We start from the raw sequence: 16,720 nt of genomic DNA on the forward strand, positions 1-16,720 counted from the left end.
TTTACTTTTACTCAATCTTCCCTATGCTGGGGAAGTACCGGAATAAGACCTTGGCCTTTATCTCATCCTCTGTCACATATGGGTCCTCCCATCCGCGGGCGTCAATGGAATGATTCCTGTTATCGCCAAGCATCAGGTAACAGCCCTCAGGCACCTCAAAGTGATAGTCCTTTGAATCCATGGCCTCCGGCAGGTAGGTCTCCTGCAGCGGTGTGTCTGAGCCATTGATAAAGACCTTGTCTTCCCGGATATCAACTGTCTCCCCGGGCAGGCCAATGACACGTTTTACCAGCCGTGTCTTATCCTTACCCGGCTCCGCCTTGTGGGTAAAGATAACAATGTCCCCGCGCTCAGGTGTATTCCCAAAATAATAGGAAAGCCTGGAACCAAGGATCCGGTCCCCTGTCATGATGGTATTCTCCATGGAGGCCGAGGGGACCCGGCTGTTTGCCACCACAAAGGTATTCAGGCAGAATGCGATTACTGCTGCCGCTATTATGATCTGAAGCCATTCCAGGATTTCCTTCTTCCTGTCCTTTGGCTCCTGCTGGTCCGTATTTGTCTGTTTTTTCATGGTAATCCTCACATTATTTTTTTAAATATCCCCTTTGTATCCCTTGGCTGCCGCCTTCCCCGCTTAAAATCCATGACCATACATCCGGCCAGCGCGGCTGCCGATACAATTGTCACAATCAGTATGGCCTTGCCGCCAGGAGAGGCCAGCCACTGCTGCCCCGCCAGGCTGTACCTGACATGGCCGCAGGCAAGGCAGTTAATCAGGCACAGAAAAGCAATCAATCCCCACAGACGCCATTTATTTGCCCTCATAAGCCCCTCCTTTCGTGCGGATTCTGTGTTTTACGAAGCAGATATCCGGTCAGATTACCGGCCAGGGCGATAATCCCGTAAATCAGGCTGTAAATCCAAGCACTTATGTTATAATAGATAAAAAGTGATGGAAGGAACAATATTGCCACTATGAAGGCGTATGACAGATGAAAGGAATGACGGATACCATAAAATACAGATGACACAAAGCAGATAAAAGGCAGGATGATCAAAAGCATGATCATCGCCGAACCAGTGTCCCTGATTAAAAGCGGGAGTATATAGAAATCAATGATAATAACCAGCAGATATGGAAACACGAATCGAAACGTTGGCGTCATGGCGGCTTCCTCCATCCTATATACTTTATTTTACTACTTTTATTTTAGTAGAAAAAAGAAAATATGGATAGTATATATTCTATTAAGATTTTATGACAAATCACACGGAACACACACCGGACCATGAAAGCGGGGAATGACAAATGGATGTATCAAAAGAAATTTACTATGCAGGCGGCTGTTTCTGGGGCGTGGAGGAATATTTCTCCAGGGTTCCCGGTGTCCTTGACACGATCTCGGGTTATGCCAACAGTGATATTAAGGATCCGTCCTATGAAGAAGTATGCTCCGGCACAACAGGGGCTGCAGAGGCTGTCCGTGTGGTGTATGACCCGGCCGTGGTCACACTGGGCATACTGACACGGCTGTTTTTTAAGATAATTGACCCGGTAAGCATCAACCGGCAGGGAAATGACAGGGGAAGCCAGTACAGGACAGGCATCTACTATACGGATGGGAAAGACCGGGCGCAAATCCGGCCCATCATTGCCGCAGTACAAAAAGACCATGAAAAACCGCTGGCAGTTGAGTTCATGGCCCTTAAAAGCTTTTATCCTGCCGAGGATTATCACCAGGACTATCTGCGGGTGCATCCCGGAGGTTACTGCCATATTGATTTTAGCAGCCTTAACAGCCTGGATGTGCGCACGGATAAAACCGTGGGAATCCGTAAGGACATCCGGGAACTGCAGGGCACACTGACAAAGGAACAGTATGAAGTGACCCAGAATGCAGCCACGGAACGTCCATTTTCCGGCCAATACTGGACGACCAGGGAGCCGGGCATCTATGTGGATGTGGTGACCGGGGAGCCGCTCTTTCTTTCGGATGACAAATATGATTCCGGCTGCGGCTGGCCCAGCTTCACAAGACCCGTCCATCCCGGTGCAATCACGGAACATCACGATACCAGCCATGGTATGACGCGTGTGGAAATCCGAAGCCGTGAAGGCGGTTCCCATCTGGGTCATGTGTTTCCGGACGGCCCCTTAGAAAAGGGAGGGCTGCGCTACTGCATCAACAGCGCCTCCCTCCGTTTCATACCCCTAAGCCAGATGGAGGCAGAGGGATACGGGGCCTATTGCCCTATGATTATTTCTTCCTTATAAAATCCATGCCCTCGTAAACCCTCACCGGATTCCCGCGTTCCAGGCGGGTGTGTTCCATCCATGCCAGTTCCTTTTCCCTGCGCCTGTTGTCCAGTTCCATATCTGCAAGGATATCGCACAGACGGTTCATGGCCAGCTTTTTATTCATGTGCTGGCTGCGGGCCTCTGTGGACACAACCGATATCCCGGTGGGGACATGGATGACGCGCACCCCTGTCTCCACCTTATTTACATGCTGTCCTCCCTTGCCTTTGCTGCGGAAGGTTTCGAAACGGAGCTTCATGTCCCCCTGGGTATCAGGCAGCTGTTCCAGGACGCTCACATCAATAAACCAGTTCTTGCGTCTGTGCTTTGGACGGAAAGGACTTCTGCATATCCAGAGCACGCTGCCTTCCAGTTCCCGCATATCCTCCTCTGTCTCAAACAGTATGGAAGAATACCCTTTACCTCCTTTTGCACGGACACTCTGGATCAGGCGTATATCCCTCCCCTCCTTTTGTAGCTGTCTGTAAAATAATTCCACTGCAAGTCCGCACTCCGCCGGGCCCTGCCCGGAACTGATCTGTACCCTCATGCCCTCACCTACCCTTTAAATGTGATGAGCGGGCGCAGGGTTGCAATTACATCAACCAGTCCATATTCCTGCAGCGCTTCCATGACCTGTTCCACGTTCTTGTATGCCTCCGGCGCTTCTGCGAACAGCAGGTTGGTGTCATGGCACACCACCTGGCTTTTATACCGGGTGCTGCGTATGGAATTCCGGTCGTATTTGCGGTCAATCCGGCTCTTACAGATGCTGCGGGCCCATTTGCGGCCAGCTCCATGGGAAATGGAATCCAGGGATATATGTGTATCCCTTCCCGGAACACAGACATAGGTCAGGGTTCCCCTGGAACCGGGGATGACCAGGGCCTGGTGACCGGCGGACACACTGCCCTTCCTGTGCAGCCATCCTTCCCTGGTCTGCTCCACATAATTATGGCAGCTGTCCGTTAACAGTCCTACCTGGCTGTCTACATTCAGATAATCCAAAAGCTTGACAGCAGCAGCCAGCCGGTTGCGCCCTGCCCATAAAAGCGCATTATCGTGTTCCGCCAGATAGGCCCCTGCCTCCTGGGAACCCTCCTCCAGTCCGGCAGGTGAATAAAAACGTGAGAGGATATCCTGCCCATAACCCCTGGAACCGGAGTGGATCAAGAGAAAGATCCTTCCATCCAAAAGCCCAAGCCCTCCCGCTGTATCCTCATCATACACCTGGTACAGGCACTGGAATTCAGCAAAATGATTGCCTGCGCCAATGGTTCCGAAATCCCGGATAGGGCACGCTTCATCATATGGGATGTCACAGGGTATGTCTTCCAGTCCGCGTATGGAGTTTAAACGGGTTACCCATTTGTCCATCTTAAATTTCTTCTGTTTTACTTCTGTCTTAAAAAGGCTCATCCCGCAGCCAATGTCATTTCCAATCAGATGGGGATAAAACCTTCCCTGGCTGAGCACAGCCATTCCAACCGGCGTCTTGCCCGGATGCAGGTCCGGCAGACCCACTGCCTTTATGACCCCTGGCAGCCTGCCCACGCCGCAGAGCTGGTCCTTGGCCGCCTGTTCCACCCAGTTCTTTTCATTCGTAATCAATATGCAATTTTCCTGATTCAAACCTAAAATCTCCTTCATAAGCTGACAGGTAAAAAAGGGTACAAAAAAACACGACAACAAGCCGTGCGCAAAAAACATATCATACGCCAGTCCCTGTCTGATTTACACTGTTATCTTGTTTTCACCTGATCCATCTGATTTGCCAACATAACAACCACTCCTTTGCTTATGAAGAACCACCGGTCTTCTTATTCTAGAACTTACTATAATGGGAAAACCGGGAAATGTCAACCATCAAACAGAAAACTTTTATTTACGGTTGATGAAATACTTTACCAGTTCAATCACAATCACCACGGTAAGTACGGTAATGGCTGTGTTCACCGGATTCTCAAATAATTTTGTAAAAAGCTGTCCTGCGCTCATAATCGTTTCTCCATTTGTTTGATGCTCTTAATTATAATACAAAAATGTATGGATGGCAAGGCATGTGTACCAACATGTCGGTCCATGGATTCGTGAACAATGCCATTGTCTCTACTGCCAAGGAAGTGCTTCTCGGAAAAGAAACTGGTAGCGATGTAACGCTGTCATGCCTCCGTTCACAAAAAACAGACTCAGTCAAGTTCCCCTGGAGTTCTTGAACCAATACGCCAGGGCGGTCCCTTTAAAGCGAGTGGCTGAACCCAAGGACGGGATACAGATAAACAGGAAAGAGGTACTGTATTGCACGGATTAAATCCAAACTGACACTACAGTACCTCTTTGATAGATAATCCTATAAGTTACATTGCAGCCATGATTTTCACTTTCATCGTGTTGTCTCCTATTAAGACATCCTCACCGCCTCATCCGCACCAAACACCTCCCCGAACGCCCGCAGGCATTCCCCTTTCCTGGAACGGTCCATGACTGCAAACACCACGGTATCAAAGGTATCTGCAAAATAACCGGTCAGCAGTTCCTTCCACCAGCAGGCTATCTTGTACGGGTCATTGCGGAATACGCCGCATCCGTAAGCCCCAAGGATGAGATGACGGTGATTCATCTGCACGAACAGGGCCAGGGCCAGCTTCATGCGTTCATACATGGCTGTTTCCGCTGTATGTACATCCTCTCCCTTCTGTATCACCTGTCCCATGTTGACAGCGGGCAGGGTCAGCACGGAAGCCGTTACAGGTTCCTCCAAAAGCTCAAACCGGCCATTGCGGAAAAATACAACTTCTGGTGAATAAATGGCGTGGTTGGTATATATCATGGATGGGCAGTTCCGGTTGTTCTGATAGTATTCCGGATGCCTTATCAGGGTGTGGTAGAGTCCGCTGGATGCAGCTATGCTCTCTTCCTGGGCCATGGCTCCGTTTAAGAACCCTCCTCCGGGATTCTTGGCGCTGGCAAAGTTCAGCACCCCGGGATCAGCCACCCCATCTCCTGCCAGCCGGAGGATGGCATCCACGGTGGAACAGTCCATGGTCTTCATTACAGGTAATTTACCGGACGGTTCCCCTTTGGCGTATGTTGCTGCAAGTGTCTCTGCCTGTTCCGGTGTGAATAAAAGGCTGTTGTCCACAGATGCCCTGTGCTGTTTCATGATATCAACTGTCCTGCCACGGGTTTCGTAGGTTCCGCGTTTCATGATTTCCAGTGTTTCCTTGGCAGTTGCTTTTCTATCCATATTTAAAACTCCTTCCATTTTTTGCGATACAGTCTGGACGGACGGTGGCCCTCATTCCCTGTGTAGGAATCCGTTTCCTCCACAAGGGAGGCTGCTTTCCTGCGGAAGGCTGCCTTTAAAAGGCGTTTTCCCAGAATCACTTCATATACCTGCTGCAGCTGTGTCAGCGTGAATTCAGGAGGCATCAGGTGAAGCGCCAGTCCACTGTACTCAACCTTACCCCGGAGCCGTTCCAGGGCATAGGTGATAATCCTGGCATGGTCAAAAGCCAGGCCGTTGTTTTCCGTTATCTTATATTCAATAAACGTGCCTTTTTCTGTTTTGGTCATGGATTTCTCAATGACAGAAGAAAGGCAGGTGCTGTCCTGGGTTAATTCTAGTTTATAATGCTGGGTGCGTATGACCTTTGGTTCCTCCCCGTCCGTTGGAACAGGATAATCCGCGTGTTCATCCATCAAGTGGAAGGAAATGTGGAACCAGCGGGCATTATCCGCATCATCCCCTGCTTCTATCCGGACCTGGGAACTGTCAATCAGCGCCATATAGGAACAGCTCATGACCCAGGTGCGGGGGTCACGGCCAGGGTCGCTGAAAGTATACAGCTGTTCCATATATACTTGGTCCAGACCGGTTTCTTCCATGAGTTCTCTCCTGGCCGCCTGTTCCGTGGTCTCATCCGGCCGTACAAAGCCGCCGGGCAGGGCCCAGGAACCAAGATACGGATGAACCCCTCTTTGGATTAGCAGTATGCCCAGTTCCTTTTCAGGAAGCTTCCTGTAATTATCTTCTGTTTCCTCCAAAACCGTGAAAATAGCCATGTCGGCTGCCACCGAAGGCCGTTCATAGCGGCCGGGATCATAGGATTGTAAATACGCGGCTTCTGTCAGGCCGTTCCGGTCAAGGATTCTGGTGTCTCTGTCCATCCCTGTCATACCTCCTTTTCCTGCCCCATAAGGATATCCCTGGCCTCGGTCAGGGCAAATCCCAAAAGGTTAGTGCCCTTCCACTTTAACGGGCATTGCGCATCCGGATTGCTCTTTCCCATACCGATTCCCCAGATGCGGTCCCTTGGGCTGGCCTCCACCAGTATCCTGTTCCTGGTGGAACGGAGGAATTCCCACAGTTCCGGGTTTTGGGAGAACTTTGCCATGCTGGCTTGCTTGACAATGCCGTAACATGCATGGTCCCATGTCCCTTTATCAAAATCGCGGACACTACGGCCGTATGCCTTCATGGCCTTGGGCTGCTTTGCTTCCAAAATCAACGAAAGCATCTCCTCATCATGGAACATCCTTGCCTTTTCCGCCATCATGAACTGCTCCGCACAGGAATATGTAATCCCATCCACCTCAAAGCGGGCCATCCACCACTGACTTAAGCAGGTCTCGGTTATACGTCCGCCGGAATCCGGTGTGTGCCCCCAAAAGAACAGGAATTTATAATGCTGGCCTTTGCTGTATGCTTTTTTTAAATCTTCCAATGAGTAAACCATGTCACCCTCCTCCTTATGTATGGTATCATGTGGGATATTGGTATGGATTATATCAATATCATAGTAACGGTATGATAATTACATTTTGTTAATAACAATATGATACTATCATGATATATGATTCCATTTTATTTGTCAAGTGGATTTGGTAATATATAACAGAATATAAAGAGTTAAAAAAGATAAGATGAGACGATTGCCGCGATAGTTAACATAACATTATTATGTAAACTATCACGGCATGATATGCCACATACAGGTTTTATTTTAGTAACTCATCCAATAAATAAATTTCTTCATTGTATTTTTCCTGAAGCCGGTTCTTCAAGTGTAAGGTATTTTTAATCATCAGTCCCATTCTGGTCTGTAAAAAAATATCCATGAATTCATTGCCATGTTCATTTATGATATTCACCATTGGCTCTGTCAATTTTATATGCCTTTTTCTCATTTCATACCAAAAGGTTTTATCGGAAACAGCAGCTGCATCAGATATTGTATGGTTCCGTTTTATAGCGGTTAAAAGAAGTTTGATTACAGGTGAATTATTATATGATATCTCAAAATTTGTGAACTGGTCACTGGAATATTTCATCCTTAACCTGGGAAATAATAATTTTGTGTATTCGAGCTGCCTATCACCTGACATATCATTTTCCAGCTTCTCTAATATTGGAATCATGATACAAGTTTCAAAACGTTCCGGTATCATATCATATAGCATCAGTATCATATCATCCTGAAGTATTTGGGGTTGGCTTTCATAGATCATATAATTGCAGATTCTTGATAAAAGTGAATCCGATAAATCCCGTATGCAAAGCGCGGTAAAATACTCCTGAAAACTCCGGTGGGAGAATCTATATCGGACACCCTCCCGTATTAAGATACACACGGCCGTACAAAGATCATCTATGTAATCTTCTGTGGATGCTTTTGTTTTCACCTTTTTATCAAGTATTTCCTTTATTAATTTTCTTATATCATCGGATGTGAATTCATAAATTTCTTGAATATAGGTCCTCATACAAAATGTGGCTAATACCAACCTGAAATCATCAACACTTAAGTCTGAACGGAAATCACGTTTAAATCCTTTGCGCGCATCATGTTTTATGTAAAGCGTATCAAATGCATAAGAGTAAAAAAGGTGAAGTTTATCCGGTATTTCCGCATACTCATGATATGTTAATAAAAGTATTGTTAAAAGTAAAGGGTTAGAGGCAAAGGTCTTGTGTGATTCATACAATTTATCCCGAAGATAATTGATGAATTTCTGCTTTATCTCATAATCATAACTTAACCTGTTAATCATCATAATGGACTGCTCTTTTGTGAATTCCATGCATTTAAGGACAGTGAACTGCTGGAAATAACTTTCATACCCTTTTCCAGGTCTTGATGTTATGATATAATAGTTCTTTTTGTACCTGGAACAAAGATATTCGATTTCCTTACAGAGCTTTAAGTATCTATTGGATTTTACCTCATCAAGGCCATCTAATAAAAATACAAAACAACCGGTCGATAAACCGTGTTCAAAATAATTCATTTCCAGGTCAAACTCTAATGCGGTAAGGGAATGGTAAATAAATTCCTGAAAATCCCCTGGAAAGTCAGAATAATCCCTTAATTCCAGAAGGATGGGGATGTATGTTTTATCCTGTATTGCTTTTATCAAGAAGTGTCTCATCATCATGGATTTACCAATCCCACCGCTGCCCGTAATGATGATATAATGTGATATATTCAGTAAGTCTTTTATATGTTCGTTTGTATCAATTGTAAATCTATCATTTTCTAATTCATTACAGACAAAAAATTCATATAAATAAATGGGTTCATCATTATATAATATAGTTTTTACTTTACTATACTTATTATATGATGTACTTAAATAATTCTGAAATGCTATCCTGAATCGAACCTGGCTCTTCTTGAATTCTGCCTTTACGCGCCCGCCTAAATATTTCAGTATTCTTTCAATATTATTTTCAATCAAATCCGATATAATAAGATTCATATTCATAACCAATCCCCCATGACAAAAACGAATCTTTATACTATAAACCGGCAGGCAGCTGCAATCCGCTGCCTGCCACTATGAATCCCATCCTATCTACGGATGAAGCGTCTTTAATGAATCAATGTCTCCTGCCTGTATCAATGGTATGGCAGATGCAATCTTCTCCACCGGCCAGTCCCACCACCTCATCTGCTGTAGTGTTTGTATATCTTCATCTGAGAAACGTTTCCGTATCACCCTGGCCGGGACGCCTCCTACGATTGTATATGACGGCACATCCTTGGTGACAACGGCCCTGGTTCCGATGATGGCCCCATCGCCAATGGTAACCCCTGCCAAGATAACTGCCTCATATCCAATCCATACATCGCTGCCGATGACAATATTACCTTTATTATCCCACGCCATGTCAGGTCTCATGCCATGTCCCCATGCTTCGTAAAACAAAGGGAATGTATAGGTGGCAAGGGAGTGCATGGTGTGGTTCGCACTGTTGAACAGGAATCTGGCGCCGCATGCAATGGAACAGAATTTCCCGATGATAAGCCTGTCCTGATTGATTGGATAATGGTAAAGCACATTATTCCTTTGAAAATCCCTTGGGTCATGGACAAAATCATTATAAATTGTAAATTCCCCTATTTCTATATTGGGATTCTCAATTACATTCTTCAAATATACAATCTGCGTATCTCCCGTTCTGGGATAAATCCTGCTGCTGTCTGGAATAGTCATTATAATCCTCCTGATCCATTAATGATTGTTTTGGGACTATTCCAGTTAATGCAATGCAGAGTTTCATATAACCCGCCTCCTTTTTCACTATTATATCAGACATATGACAGGAACAAAAGGGGAAATGGATCATAGGATGGCATGGCAGCCTTATTCAATCGGCGCCTGATAAAACCCACCATAAAAGTTCTCTGTCTTAATCATATTCACAATCACATGCGGATCCTGTTCCCGCATCAGGTGGACGATATCATTCACCTCATAGGAGGATACCACGGTGTGCAGCAGGTACATTTTCCTGTGGCTGTAGCCTCCTATGGCGTCCACGCAGGATATCCCATGCCTGTACTGTTTCACGTAAGCCTTAATCACATCCTCTGCATTGGTGGTGGTAATCTGCAGCGTGACCCGCTCATACCTGTGATGGAAGGCGGAAATGGCTTTGGTGGAAACAAACTGGAATAAGATGGAGTACCCGGCATAAAGCCATCCGAACATATACCCGAAAATACACAGGATGACACAGTTCCCTGCAAACACATATTCCCATATGGATTTCCCGGTCTTATTGGACACATACAGCGCAATGAAGTCAGTGCCCCCGGTGGAGGCATTTCCGCGCAGCGCGATGGCAATGGCAATACCGTACAGGAAGCCGCCAAACACCACATCCAGAAGCACGTCATTGAACAATGGCTTAAAGTGGAACACCTTCAGGAAAAAGCTGGCAAGGAATACCTGCAGCATGGAATAAAAGGTAAAACGCATGCTGATGCTTTTGCTGCACAGGATGGCTACCGGTATGTTGAGGACCAGCATTCCCAGGGATGTGGAGATATTATGTCCATATAAAGAGGCAATCCTGTCAATCAGGATTGCCACGCCGGTAAAACCGCTGGACAAAAGGTTGGCCGGCCGGATAAATGCCTGGATTACATAGGTCTGAAGCAGTGCGGAGACAATGACCGCTGCAATGGTTATGAGCCTGCGCACCATGATGTTCTTCTTGTATTTGGCAATCATAGCCCTGTCCCCTCTGCCTCGCCGATGCTGATGAGAAGTCTGCGCACCAGTTCCTCTGATACCACATCGTAAGCATTTTCGTTGGGCGCATCCCCAAAGGCATAGGAAACGCTGTTTACAATGGTGGTCGGGTCCTTTACCCAGTCCTTGCAGGAACTGTGGACCTGGGTAATACCGGTGTCGTCCATCAGCTTCCTGGCATTGCCGGCATGGATGCCGCTTCCTGCCAGGATTTCAATCCTGTCCCCGTACATGGCCTGCAGTTCCTTTAGGAGAGCCGTGCCTTGTGCTGCCTTGGCTTTTAGTCCGCTGGTAAGCACCCGGTCCACCCCCATGTCTATGAGCAGCTCCATGGACCTGTAAGGATTGTCCGTGCAGTCAAAGGCCCGGTGGAATACGGCTTCCTTCCCATATTCATGGATGATGGAAATCAGCCTTTCATTCTGCTCCCGGTTAATGGTTGCATCCGGGTTCAGGCAGCCAAAGGCAATTCCATCCGCCCCGTGGCTGACCAGGATCCCGGTATCCCTTTCCATTACCTCAAAATCCTCTTTGCAGTAGCAGAAGCCGCCGCCTCTTGGACGCACCATTGCCACTGTCCTGATATTGCAGTGTTCCTTCACAAGCTCAAGGGTGCCCAGGGACGGGGTAAGCCCGCCCAGATGCAGCCCGCTGTTTAACTCAATCCTTTTGGCGCCCCCGGACGCGGCCTGAACCGCATCATAGTAGCTGCCGCAGCATATTTCCAACATAGTTTTACGTTCCTCCCTATCTGATCCATCGGTCTGACCGTCCGAGTGCCAATCCGCATCCGGTTAACCACTGTCTGTACCCGCCGCCATTTCCCTGCTGCCTACAACTGCCCCAGCCGGTACAAGGCCAATGCATATATCCTTGCGTTTGTCATCAGGTCGTCCACGGTCATCCATTCATTGGGATTATGCCCGATTCCCTTCTGCCCCGGAAAACTTGGGCCAAAGGGCACGATTCCAGGCATACCCTTGGCATAGGTCCCGCCCGTGGTGGTAACCGGCGTCCCGTCCTGTCCCGTTACAATCTCATAGCTCTCCTGTAGCGCTTTTACCATGGGACTGTCCTTTTCAAATATGACCGGGTCATAATTCATGACCAGCTCTGTGTAAAGCCCTGATTCCAAAGCCTTCCCCTGAATCTTTTCCATGATTTGCCGGATGGCGGTTCCGCCCGGATAGCTGAGGGTCACGTCAAAGCTGACCATTCCTTCCACACATCCAAGTTTATACCCGCGCATTTCCATGGTCCCGTATTCTTCATGGAAAAAGTCAATCCCCAGGCGGTCCCCTGTATTCCTGGCGCCGATAAAATACTGGTTCACAAATCCGAAAAATGGTTCCAGCTTTTCTTTGCCCCCAAGAATCCGCACAACGGCCCGTCCTCTCTCACTGTACACCACCGGATACTTACAGTCTGGCGTAAACCCGTATATGGGGGGCTTTTCCTTTGTGAGATAATACTTCAGGTCCTCAAAGCCTGTTTCCTCGTCACATCCAAAGATAATCCTGACCGGGTGCCTTAGCTTTGCCCCCAGCTTCTTAAGGGCCGCCAGCCCGTAAAGGCAGGCCAGAACAGGCCCTTTATTGTCCAATACTCCCCTGCTGTAGATAATTCCGTTTTCCATATATCCGCTAAAGGGAGGCTGTTTCCATCCCTCCCCCGGCGGCACCACATCCACATGCCCGATGGCGCAGACGTATCCGTCCGCTCCCCTGCCATACTGTGCATAACCAATGTAGTTGTCAAGATTCACCGTGTCAAATCCCAGACGCCTGCTGATATCCAGCGCGCTTAAAAGAGCCTGCTTCACGCCCGGGCCGAAAGGTGCCTCTTTTAATCCTTCCCCTTCCACGCTGTCAATCCGCACCAGTTCAAGGATACTGTCAATCATCTCATCCTTTAAACGGTCCACTGCCTCTATGATACACTGATCAAAACCCTTATCAAAGCCCATATTCAAGCCCATCCCTTATTCCTCGATAGGCGCCATACGCGTCTTCATGTAATTTTCCATCCACTCCTCTGAGGCAGCCTCAAAGGTGCAATGTCCGTCCCCGCCCCGTGTTACCAGATAAACCGTGGGTTCCTGGTTTTCCGTGACAACTGCAAAGGAAAAGCCCTCAATGTTGGTGGCAACGCCCCACTCACCCTTGGGGTTCATGGCAATCAGGGAAAGGTCGCCGGCCTGGCCCCTTCTCTCTTTTAACTCCGCGTCCAGCCGGTTCACCGCTGTCTCACATGCTTCCTGGGGATGCATGCCTTCCCCCATAAGGCGTACGATTTCATAGGAAATGCACCCTTTCATCAGGTCCTCCCCAAGTCCGGTTGCACTGGCTGCGCCGCGTTTGCTGTCCGCATAAAAACCAGAACCTGAGATAGGCGAATCCCCCACCCGTCCCTTTTTCTTCATGAAAAGCCCGCTGGTGGATGTGGCGGCAGTCATTTTTCCTGTCATATCCAGACACGCCATGCCCACGGTATCATGACCGGAGTAAGGCTTGATTTCCTGGGCAGCCACTTCCTTTACCCGCTTGCGGTAATGTGCCTTGGCGCGGTCGGTCAGCATGTTTTTGCGCTCAAATCCTTCCTTATGGGCAAATTTCTCAGCACCCTCGGCCACCAGCAGGCTGTTGACCTTTTCATGGCTTAAGCGCCTTGCAATGGAAACAGGGTTGGCAAAATCCTTAATGGCCGCAACAGCCCCGATATCCAGCGTATCCCCGTCCATGAACGCGGCGTCCATCTCCACTTCCATCTCTTCATTTGGAAGGCCGCCGTATCCGACAGACTTGTAGTATGGAAAATCCTCTACCTCACGGATGGCTGTCTCAATGGCATCCCCTGCGTCCTTCCCGTCCTTTAAAAGCCCAGCCCCCTTTGTAATCCCTTCCACGGCCATACGCCAGGTTGCAATCATTCCCCACATGGCAGATTCCTCCTCTTCCAATGAATTATTTAAAACAGAATGCGTTCTTAAGTCCGGTTATGTCTTCTCCGTCAGCCAGGGCCTTTGCCATGGCGCACATGTTCTTAAGGGCGTCGTTTAAGCCCATTCCGCCCTTCTTTGGCGTTTCCACAATGGCTACCTTATCCTTGTAGGCCGTAATGGTTTCCGCATTTTCCACGGACATGGCTGCAAATGCCTTTGCATCGGTATTTGCGTTGATGTCACAGGCAACCTTTGCGCACATGGCTGCATAATCCGCAAAGTTAAAGGCCGGCCCGCACATGACCACATCCGGCTGAAGCTTTTTTACCATGGCGCAGAGCTTGCGGCTTACCTCCTCGGGGTCTGCAAGATAGGTCCCGTTGCCGCAGCACAGGCATGCAATTACGTGTCCGTCCACCTGTTTTAAGAAAGGTTCCATCATGACCGCGGGCCCGATGGGTTCCTTTTTTCCTGTAAGGGGAACCATGGTATCGTCCTTTGTTCCAAGTCCTGACTGAATCTGGTCATATATCATAATTATTTTCATATCATACACCTCTTGTTTTTATAAGGGGCCTGCACAAAAGGTACAGGCCCGGCATGTGAATGGAGTTACAGGTTTTGCTGTCAGTTCACGTCATACTAGTTCACGTCATACTAGTTCACGTCATACTGCTTCCTACAGGTCATCAAAGGAAAGGTCGTCAAAGTCAATATCATCGTCGTCCTTGCTGTCAGCGGCCTTGGCTTCATCTGCCAGATACTGTTTATCCATCATCTTGATGAATGGCATGTAGATGAACACGCCCAGGATCAGAAGCAGCAGCTGGAGCACGGCGCCCTGCCATCCTGTTGCCAGGAAACCGGAAAGCACCACCGGCATGGTCCATGGAATGGCGACGCCGGAACACAGGGGAACCAGGCCAATGCTCATGCAGACATAGGAAATCACGATGTTGATGGTGGGCACCAGCATGAACGGAATCAGGATCATCGGGTTCAGCACGATGGGAAGGCCGAACACGATTGGCTCATTGATGCCGAACACGCCGGGGATGAATGCCAGCTTGCCAAGTTCCTTGATACGTTTGGAGTGGCAGAATAACAGCATGGCAATTAACAGTGACAAGGTGGAACCGCAGCCGCCAAAGGTGGCGAACAGGTCCTGGAACTGCTGTGAGATTATGTTTGGCAGCGCCTGGCCTGCCTGGAACGCAGCCAGGTTGTCGGCAGACAGTGTCTGCAGGATCGGGTTGAACACCGCGCCCACCACAGAACCGCCGTTTACTCCGAAGAACCAGAAGAAATGCAGGAATATATAAGCGATTACCATGGCCGGAAGTGTGTTGCCCAGCTTTAACAGCGGTGTCTGAAGGATGGTGAAGATAAAGGTGAATGCATCCTTATATGGAGTCATGGCAAATACGATGTTGATGACAAAGAACACCAGTACTGCCACGCCAGCCGGGATCAGTGCGGAGAAGGACTTGGATACGGTGGGCGGCACGCCGTCAGGCATCTTGATGACCCAGCCCTTTTTATTCACCCATGCATAGATATGCACGGACAGGAATGCCACGATGATACCTACGAAGATTCCCTTGGAACCAACCCATCCCAGCGGGATGCCGGTTACGGTTGTGTCGCCGGATATGATTTCATACGGCATGATTAAGAACCAGCATACCATGGCGATTGCAGCGCCGAACAGCTTATCCACGTTCATCTGCTCTGCAAAGGAATAACCGATGCCGATGACAGCCAGGATTGCCATAATCGTGAAGGTGGCGTCCGTTGGCTTGGAGAAATAGGAGGTCCAGTTCTCGCCGAAAAACCTTGCCCAGAAATCGCTCCATCCAGGAATCGGGAAGTTGGCAATCAGCAGGAAGAAGGAACCTACAATCAACAGTGGCATGGATAACAGGAAACCGTCACGGACAGCTATCAGATATTTGTTCTTACCGATTTTTTCTGCCAGCGGCATGAGTACGGACTCTAACTTACTTAACATTTTCTATTCCCCCATATCAGATATTTTAATGTGCGCCTTGGCGCCGGGTGTTTCTTTATTTTGCTGACTTCATCAGCTTGATGGCTGACTTGAGGACTTTTTCGCCGTTCATCATACCATAATCCGTCTGGTCAATTACCTGGATAGGGATGCCTGTGCTGCCGTACTTTTCAACAATCTCAGCATAACGGTATTTAACCTGGGGCCCTAACAGGATGACATCCGGGTGTTTCTCATCAATGATCTGCCCGATCTTGCCGTCCGGAAACGCCTCCACCTCAATCGGAAGGTCATGGGAATTGGCAACACCCTGCATCTTGCTTGCCAGCATACTGGTTGACATACCTGCGCTACAGAATAAATATACACGTTTCATTGTAAAATCCTCCTTATGTCCATATTCTTTATTATGGTTACTTTTTTATTTTTAATGATTATTTATTTTCCAGCTTCTTTTCCAGTTCAATGATACGCTCATAGGATGCAATCATTTCCTCGGCAATGATCTTAAAACTTTCCGCGCTCATCAGCTGGTCTTCTGCGTGGACCAGGATAAGCGAACCGCCTACCTGGACGCCCTGGGCTTCCTTTTGTATCAGTTCGAAATGCGCCTCATGCCCGACCAGGAATAGCTTCTGTCCTTCCTCGATGCATTTCCTTGCCCCTTCAAAATCCCCTGCCTTTGCTTTCTGGATCCCTTCAATGTAGCTGGAACGCGCAGCGCCCACATTGGAAATGATCTGAAAGCATGTCATCTCTAATCCCTCTACCATAATGCTACCTCCTGTTTGCTGTTTTGCTTAAAATCGTAAATGAGAAAATGCAACAAAACTGTCTGTTTGCTGCATCTCTTATTAAGTTGCCTTTATTATAAGGCCTTTATTCAGTTTTTTTCATTAATCGGATTTCCTAGCTGTTAGGA

The 16,720-nt window shown here is 48.1% G+C and carries 19 protein-coding genes; 1 reads left to right on the forward strand and 18 read right to left on the reverse strand.

Going from position 1 to position 16,720, the window contains the following annotated elements:
- Window positions 1–7 precede the first annotated feature (7 nt).
- Together lepB and DWX59_RS13870 are read right to left on the reverse strand one after the other, a co-directional pair.
- The gene (gene lepB / locus DWX59_RS13865) at window positions 8–574 is read right to left on the reverse strand and encodes a signal peptidase I (RefSeq protein WP_117560047.1); all 567 of its coding nucleotides are present in this window, start codon (window positions 572–574) and stop codon (window positions 8–10) included.
- A gap of 8 nt (window positions 575–582) precedes the next feature.
- Window positions 583–828: a hypothetical protein gene (locus tag DWX59_RS13870; protein WP_117559825.1), complete on the reverse strand. Its 246-nt coding sequence runs from the start codon at window positions 826–828 to the stop codon at window positions 583–585.
- Between the two features lie 484 nt (window positions 829–1,312).
- On the opposite strand from DWX59_RS13870, the gene msrB reads away from it, so the two are divergent.
- Window positions 1,313–2,278 (forward strand): peptide-methionine (R)-S-oxide reductase MsrB, encoded by a 966-nt coding sequence (gene msrB / locus DWX59_RS13880; protein ID WP_117559827.1) that lies wholly within the window; start codon window positions 1,313–1,315, stop codon window positions 2,276–2,278.
- Here the strand turns inward: msrB and prfH are convergent.
- The 16 genes from prfH to DWX59_RS13955 all read right to left on the reverse strand — a co-directional run bounded on the left by prfH (window position 2,262) and on the right by DWX59_RS13955 (window position 16,571).
- Entirely contained in the window at window positions 2,262–2,852 is a 591-nt protein-coding gene (gene prfH / locus DWX59_RS13885; RefSeq protein ID WP_117559828.1) for a peptide chain release factor H, read from the reverse strand. The genes msrB and prfH overlap by 17 nt on opposite strands.
- An 8-nt stretch (window positions 2,853–2,860) precedes the next feature.
- Window positions 2,861–3,934, reverse strand: coding sequence for an RNA ligase RtcB family protein (locus DWX59_RS13890; protein ID WP_117559829.1), 1,074 nt, complete (start codon window positions 3,932–3,934; stop codon window positions 2,861–2,863).
- Between the two features lie 769 nt (window positions 3,935–4,703).
- Complete coding sequence (locus DWX59_RS13895; RefSeq protein WP_117559830.1) at window positions 4,704–5,549, reverse strand: TIGR02452 family protein; 846 nt, start codon at window positions 5,547–5,549, stop codon at window positions 4,704–4,706.
- A gap of 2 nt (window positions 5,550–5,551) precedes the next feature.
- Complete coding sequence (locus DWX59_RS13900; protein ID WP_117560048.1) at window positions 5,552–6,472, reverse strand: NUDIX hydrolase; 921 nt, start codon at window positions 6,470–6,472, stop codon at window positions 5,552–5,554.
- A gap of 5 nt (window positions 6,473–6,477) precedes the next feature.
- Window positions 6,478–7,041: a riboflavin biosynthesis intermediates N-glycosidase gene (locus DWX59_RS13905; RefSeq protein ID WP_117559831.1), complete on the reverse strand. Its 564-nt coding sequence runs from the start codon at window positions 7,039–7,041 to the stop codon at window positions 6,478–6,480.
- A 262-nt stretch (window positions 7,042–7,303) separates the two neighbouring features.
- On the reverse strand, window positions 7,304–9,070 hold the full coding sequence (locus DWX59_RS13910) for an NACHT domain-containing protein (RefSeq protein ID WP_117559832.1): 1,767 nt from the start codon (window positions 9,068–9,070) through the stop codon (window positions 7,304–7,306).
- Between the two features lie 90 nt (window positions 9,071–9,160).
- Window positions 9,161–9,742, reverse strand: coding sequence for a CatB-related O-acetyltransferase (locus DWX59_RS13915; protein ID WP_235845052.1), 582 nt, complete (start codon window positions 9,740–9,742; stop codon window positions 9,161–9,163).
- Window positions 9,726–9,869 carry a hypothetical protein gene (locus tag DWX59_RS29300; RefSeq protein ID WP_235845053.1) on the reverse strand — a complete coding sequence of 48 codons (144 nt, stop codon included), beginning with the start codon at window positions 9,867–9,869 and terminating at the stop codon, window positions 9,726–9,728. The genes DWX59_RS13915 and DWX59_RS29300 overlap by 17 nt, the downstream gene beginning before the upstream one ends.
- 83 nt (window positions 9,870–9,952) lie before the next feature.
- Complete coding sequence (locus tag DWX59_RS13920; RefSeq protein WP_117559834.1) at window positions 9,953–10,825, reverse strand: YitT family protein; 873 nt, start codon at window positions 10,823–10,825, stop codon at window positions 9,953–9,955.
- Complete coding sequence (locus DWX59_RS13925; RefSeq protein WP_117559835.1) at window positions 10,822–11,577, reverse strand: copper homeostasis protein CutC; 756 nt, start codon at window positions 11,575–11,577, stop codon at window positions 10,822–10,824. Before DWX59_RS13925 ends, DWX59_RS13920 begins: the two co-directional genes overlap by 4 nt.
- Before the next feature lie 101 nt (window positions 11,578–11,678).
- On the reverse strand, window positions 11,679–12,749 hold the full coding sequence (locus DWX59_RS13930) for a Sapep family Mn(2+)-dependent dipeptidase (protein ID WP_409337937.1): 1,071 nt from the start codon (window positions 12,747–12,749) through the stop codon (window positions 11,679–11,681).
- A gap of 78 nt (window positions 12,750–12,827) precedes the next feature.
- On the reverse strand, window positions 12,828–13,784 hold the full coding sequence (locus tag DWX59_RS13935) for a glycosylasparaginase (RefSeq protein ID WP_117559836.1): 957 nt from the start codon (window positions 13,782–13,784) through the stop codon (window positions 12,828–12,830).
- Between the two features lie 25 nt (window positions 13,785–13,809).
- The gene (locus DWX59_RS13940) at window positions 13,810–14,334 is read right to left on the reverse strand and encodes a GrdB-related putative oxidoreductase (RefSeq protein ID WP_117559837.1); all 525 of its coding nucleotides are present in this window, start codon (window positions 14,332–14,334) and stop codon (window positions 13,810–13,812) included.
- Between the two features lie 132 nt (window positions 14,335–14,466).
- Window positions 14,467–15,798, reverse strand: a complete 1,332-nt coding sequence (gene celB / locus DWX59_RS13945) for a PTS cellobiose transporter subunit IIC (protein WP_117559838.1) — start codon at window positions 15,796–15,798, stop codon at window positions 14,467–14,469.
- A gap of 55 nt (window positions 15,799–15,853) precedes the next feature.
- The gene (locus tag DWX59_RS13950; protein ID WP_007864812.1) at window positions 15,854–16,174 is read right to left on the reverse strand and encodes a PTS sugar transporter subunit IIB; all 321 of its coding nucleotides are present in this window, start codon (window positions 16,172–16,174) and stop codon (window positions 15,854–15,856) included.
- Window positions 16,175–16,232: 58 nt separating this feature from the next.
- The gene (locus DWX59_RS13955; RefSeq protein ID WP_117559839.1) at window positions 16,233–16,571 is read right to left on the reverse strand and encodes a PTS sugar transporter subunit IIA; all 339 of its coding nucleotides are present in this window, start codon (window positions 16,569–16,571) and stop codon (window positions 16,233–16,235) included.
- Between the last annotated feature and the right edge of the window lie 149 nt (window positions 16,572–16,720).

This window comes from Enterocloster aldenensis (assembly GCF_003434055.1).
GTDB classification, from domain to species: Bacteria; Bacillota; Clostridia; order Lachnospirales; family Lachnospiraceae; genus Enterocloster; species Enterocloster aldenensis.

Excerpts from the sequence above, each read along its gene's own strand:
- DWX59_RS13935 (WP_117559836.1), bottom strand. The coding sequence starts at position 13,784 with ATGTGGGGAATGATTGCAACCTGGCGTATGGCCGTGGAAGGGATTACA.
- DWX59_RS13940 (WP_117559837.1), bottom strand. The coding sequence starts at position 14,334 with ATGAAAATAATTATGATATATGACCAGATTCAGTCAGGACTTGGAACA.
- DWX59_RS13905 (WP_117559831.1), bottom strand. The coding sequence starts at position 7,041 with ATGGTTTACTCATTGGAAGATTTAAAAAAAGCATACAGCAAAGGCCAG.
- DWX59_RS13955 (WP_117559839.1), bottom strand. The coding sequence starts at position 16,571 with ATGGTAGAGGGATTAGAGATGACATGCTTTCAGATCATTTCCAATGTG.
- DWX59_RS13920 (WP_117559834.1), bottom strand. The coding sequence starts at position 10,825 with ATGATTGCCAAATACAAGAAGAACATCATGGTGCGCAGGCTCATAACC.
- celB (WP_117559838.1), bottom strand. The coding sequence starts at position 15,798 with ATGTTAAGTAAGTTAGAGTCCGTACTCATGCCGCTGGCAGAAAAAATC.
- lepB (WP_117560047.1), bottom strand. The coding sequence starts at position 574 with ATGAAAAAACAGACAAATACGGACCAGCAGGAGCCAAAGGACAGGAAG.
- DWX59_RS13870 (WP_117559825.1), bottom strand. The coding sequence starts at position 828 with ATGAGGGCAAATAAATGGCGTCTGTGGGGATTGATTGCTTTTCTGTGC.
- DWX59_RS29300 (WP_235845053.1), bottom strand. The coding sequence starts at position 9,869 with ATGAAACTCTGCATTGCATTAACTGGAATAGTCCCAAAACAATCATTA.
- prfH (WP_117559828.1), bottom strand. The coding sequence starts at position 2,852 with ATGAGGGTACAGATCAGTTCCGGGCAGGGCCCGGCGGAGTGCGGACTT.
- DWX59_RS13925 (WP_117559835.1), bottom strand. The coding sequence starts at position 11,577 with ATGTTGGAAATATGCTGCGGCAGCTACTATGATGCGGTTCAGGCCGCG.
- DWX59_RS13950 (WP_007864812.1), bottom strand. The coding sequence starts at position 16,174 with ATGAAACGTGTATATTTATTCTGTAGCGCAGGTATGTCAACCAGTATG.
- DWX59_RS13895 (WP_117559830.1), bottom strand. The coding sequence starts at position 5,549 with ATGGATAGAAAAGCAACTGCCAAGGAAACACTGGAAATCATGAAACGC.
- msrB (WP_117559827.1), top strand. The coding sequence starts at position 1,313 with ATGGATGTATCAAAAGAAATTTACTATGCAGGCGGCTGTTTCTGGGGC.
- DWX59_RS13900 (WP_117560048.1), bottom strand. The coding sequence starts at position 6,472 with ATGGACAGAGACACCAGAATCCTTGACCGGAACGGCCTGACAGAAGCC.
- DWX59_RS13910 (WP_117559832.1), bottom strand. The coding sequence starts at position 9,070 with ATGAATATGAATCTTATTATATCGGATTTGATTGAAAATAATATTGAA.
- DWX59_RS13930 (WP_409337937.1), bottom strand. The coding sequence starts at position 12,749 with ATGATTGACAGTATCCTTGAACTGGTGCGGATTGACAGCGTGGAAGGG.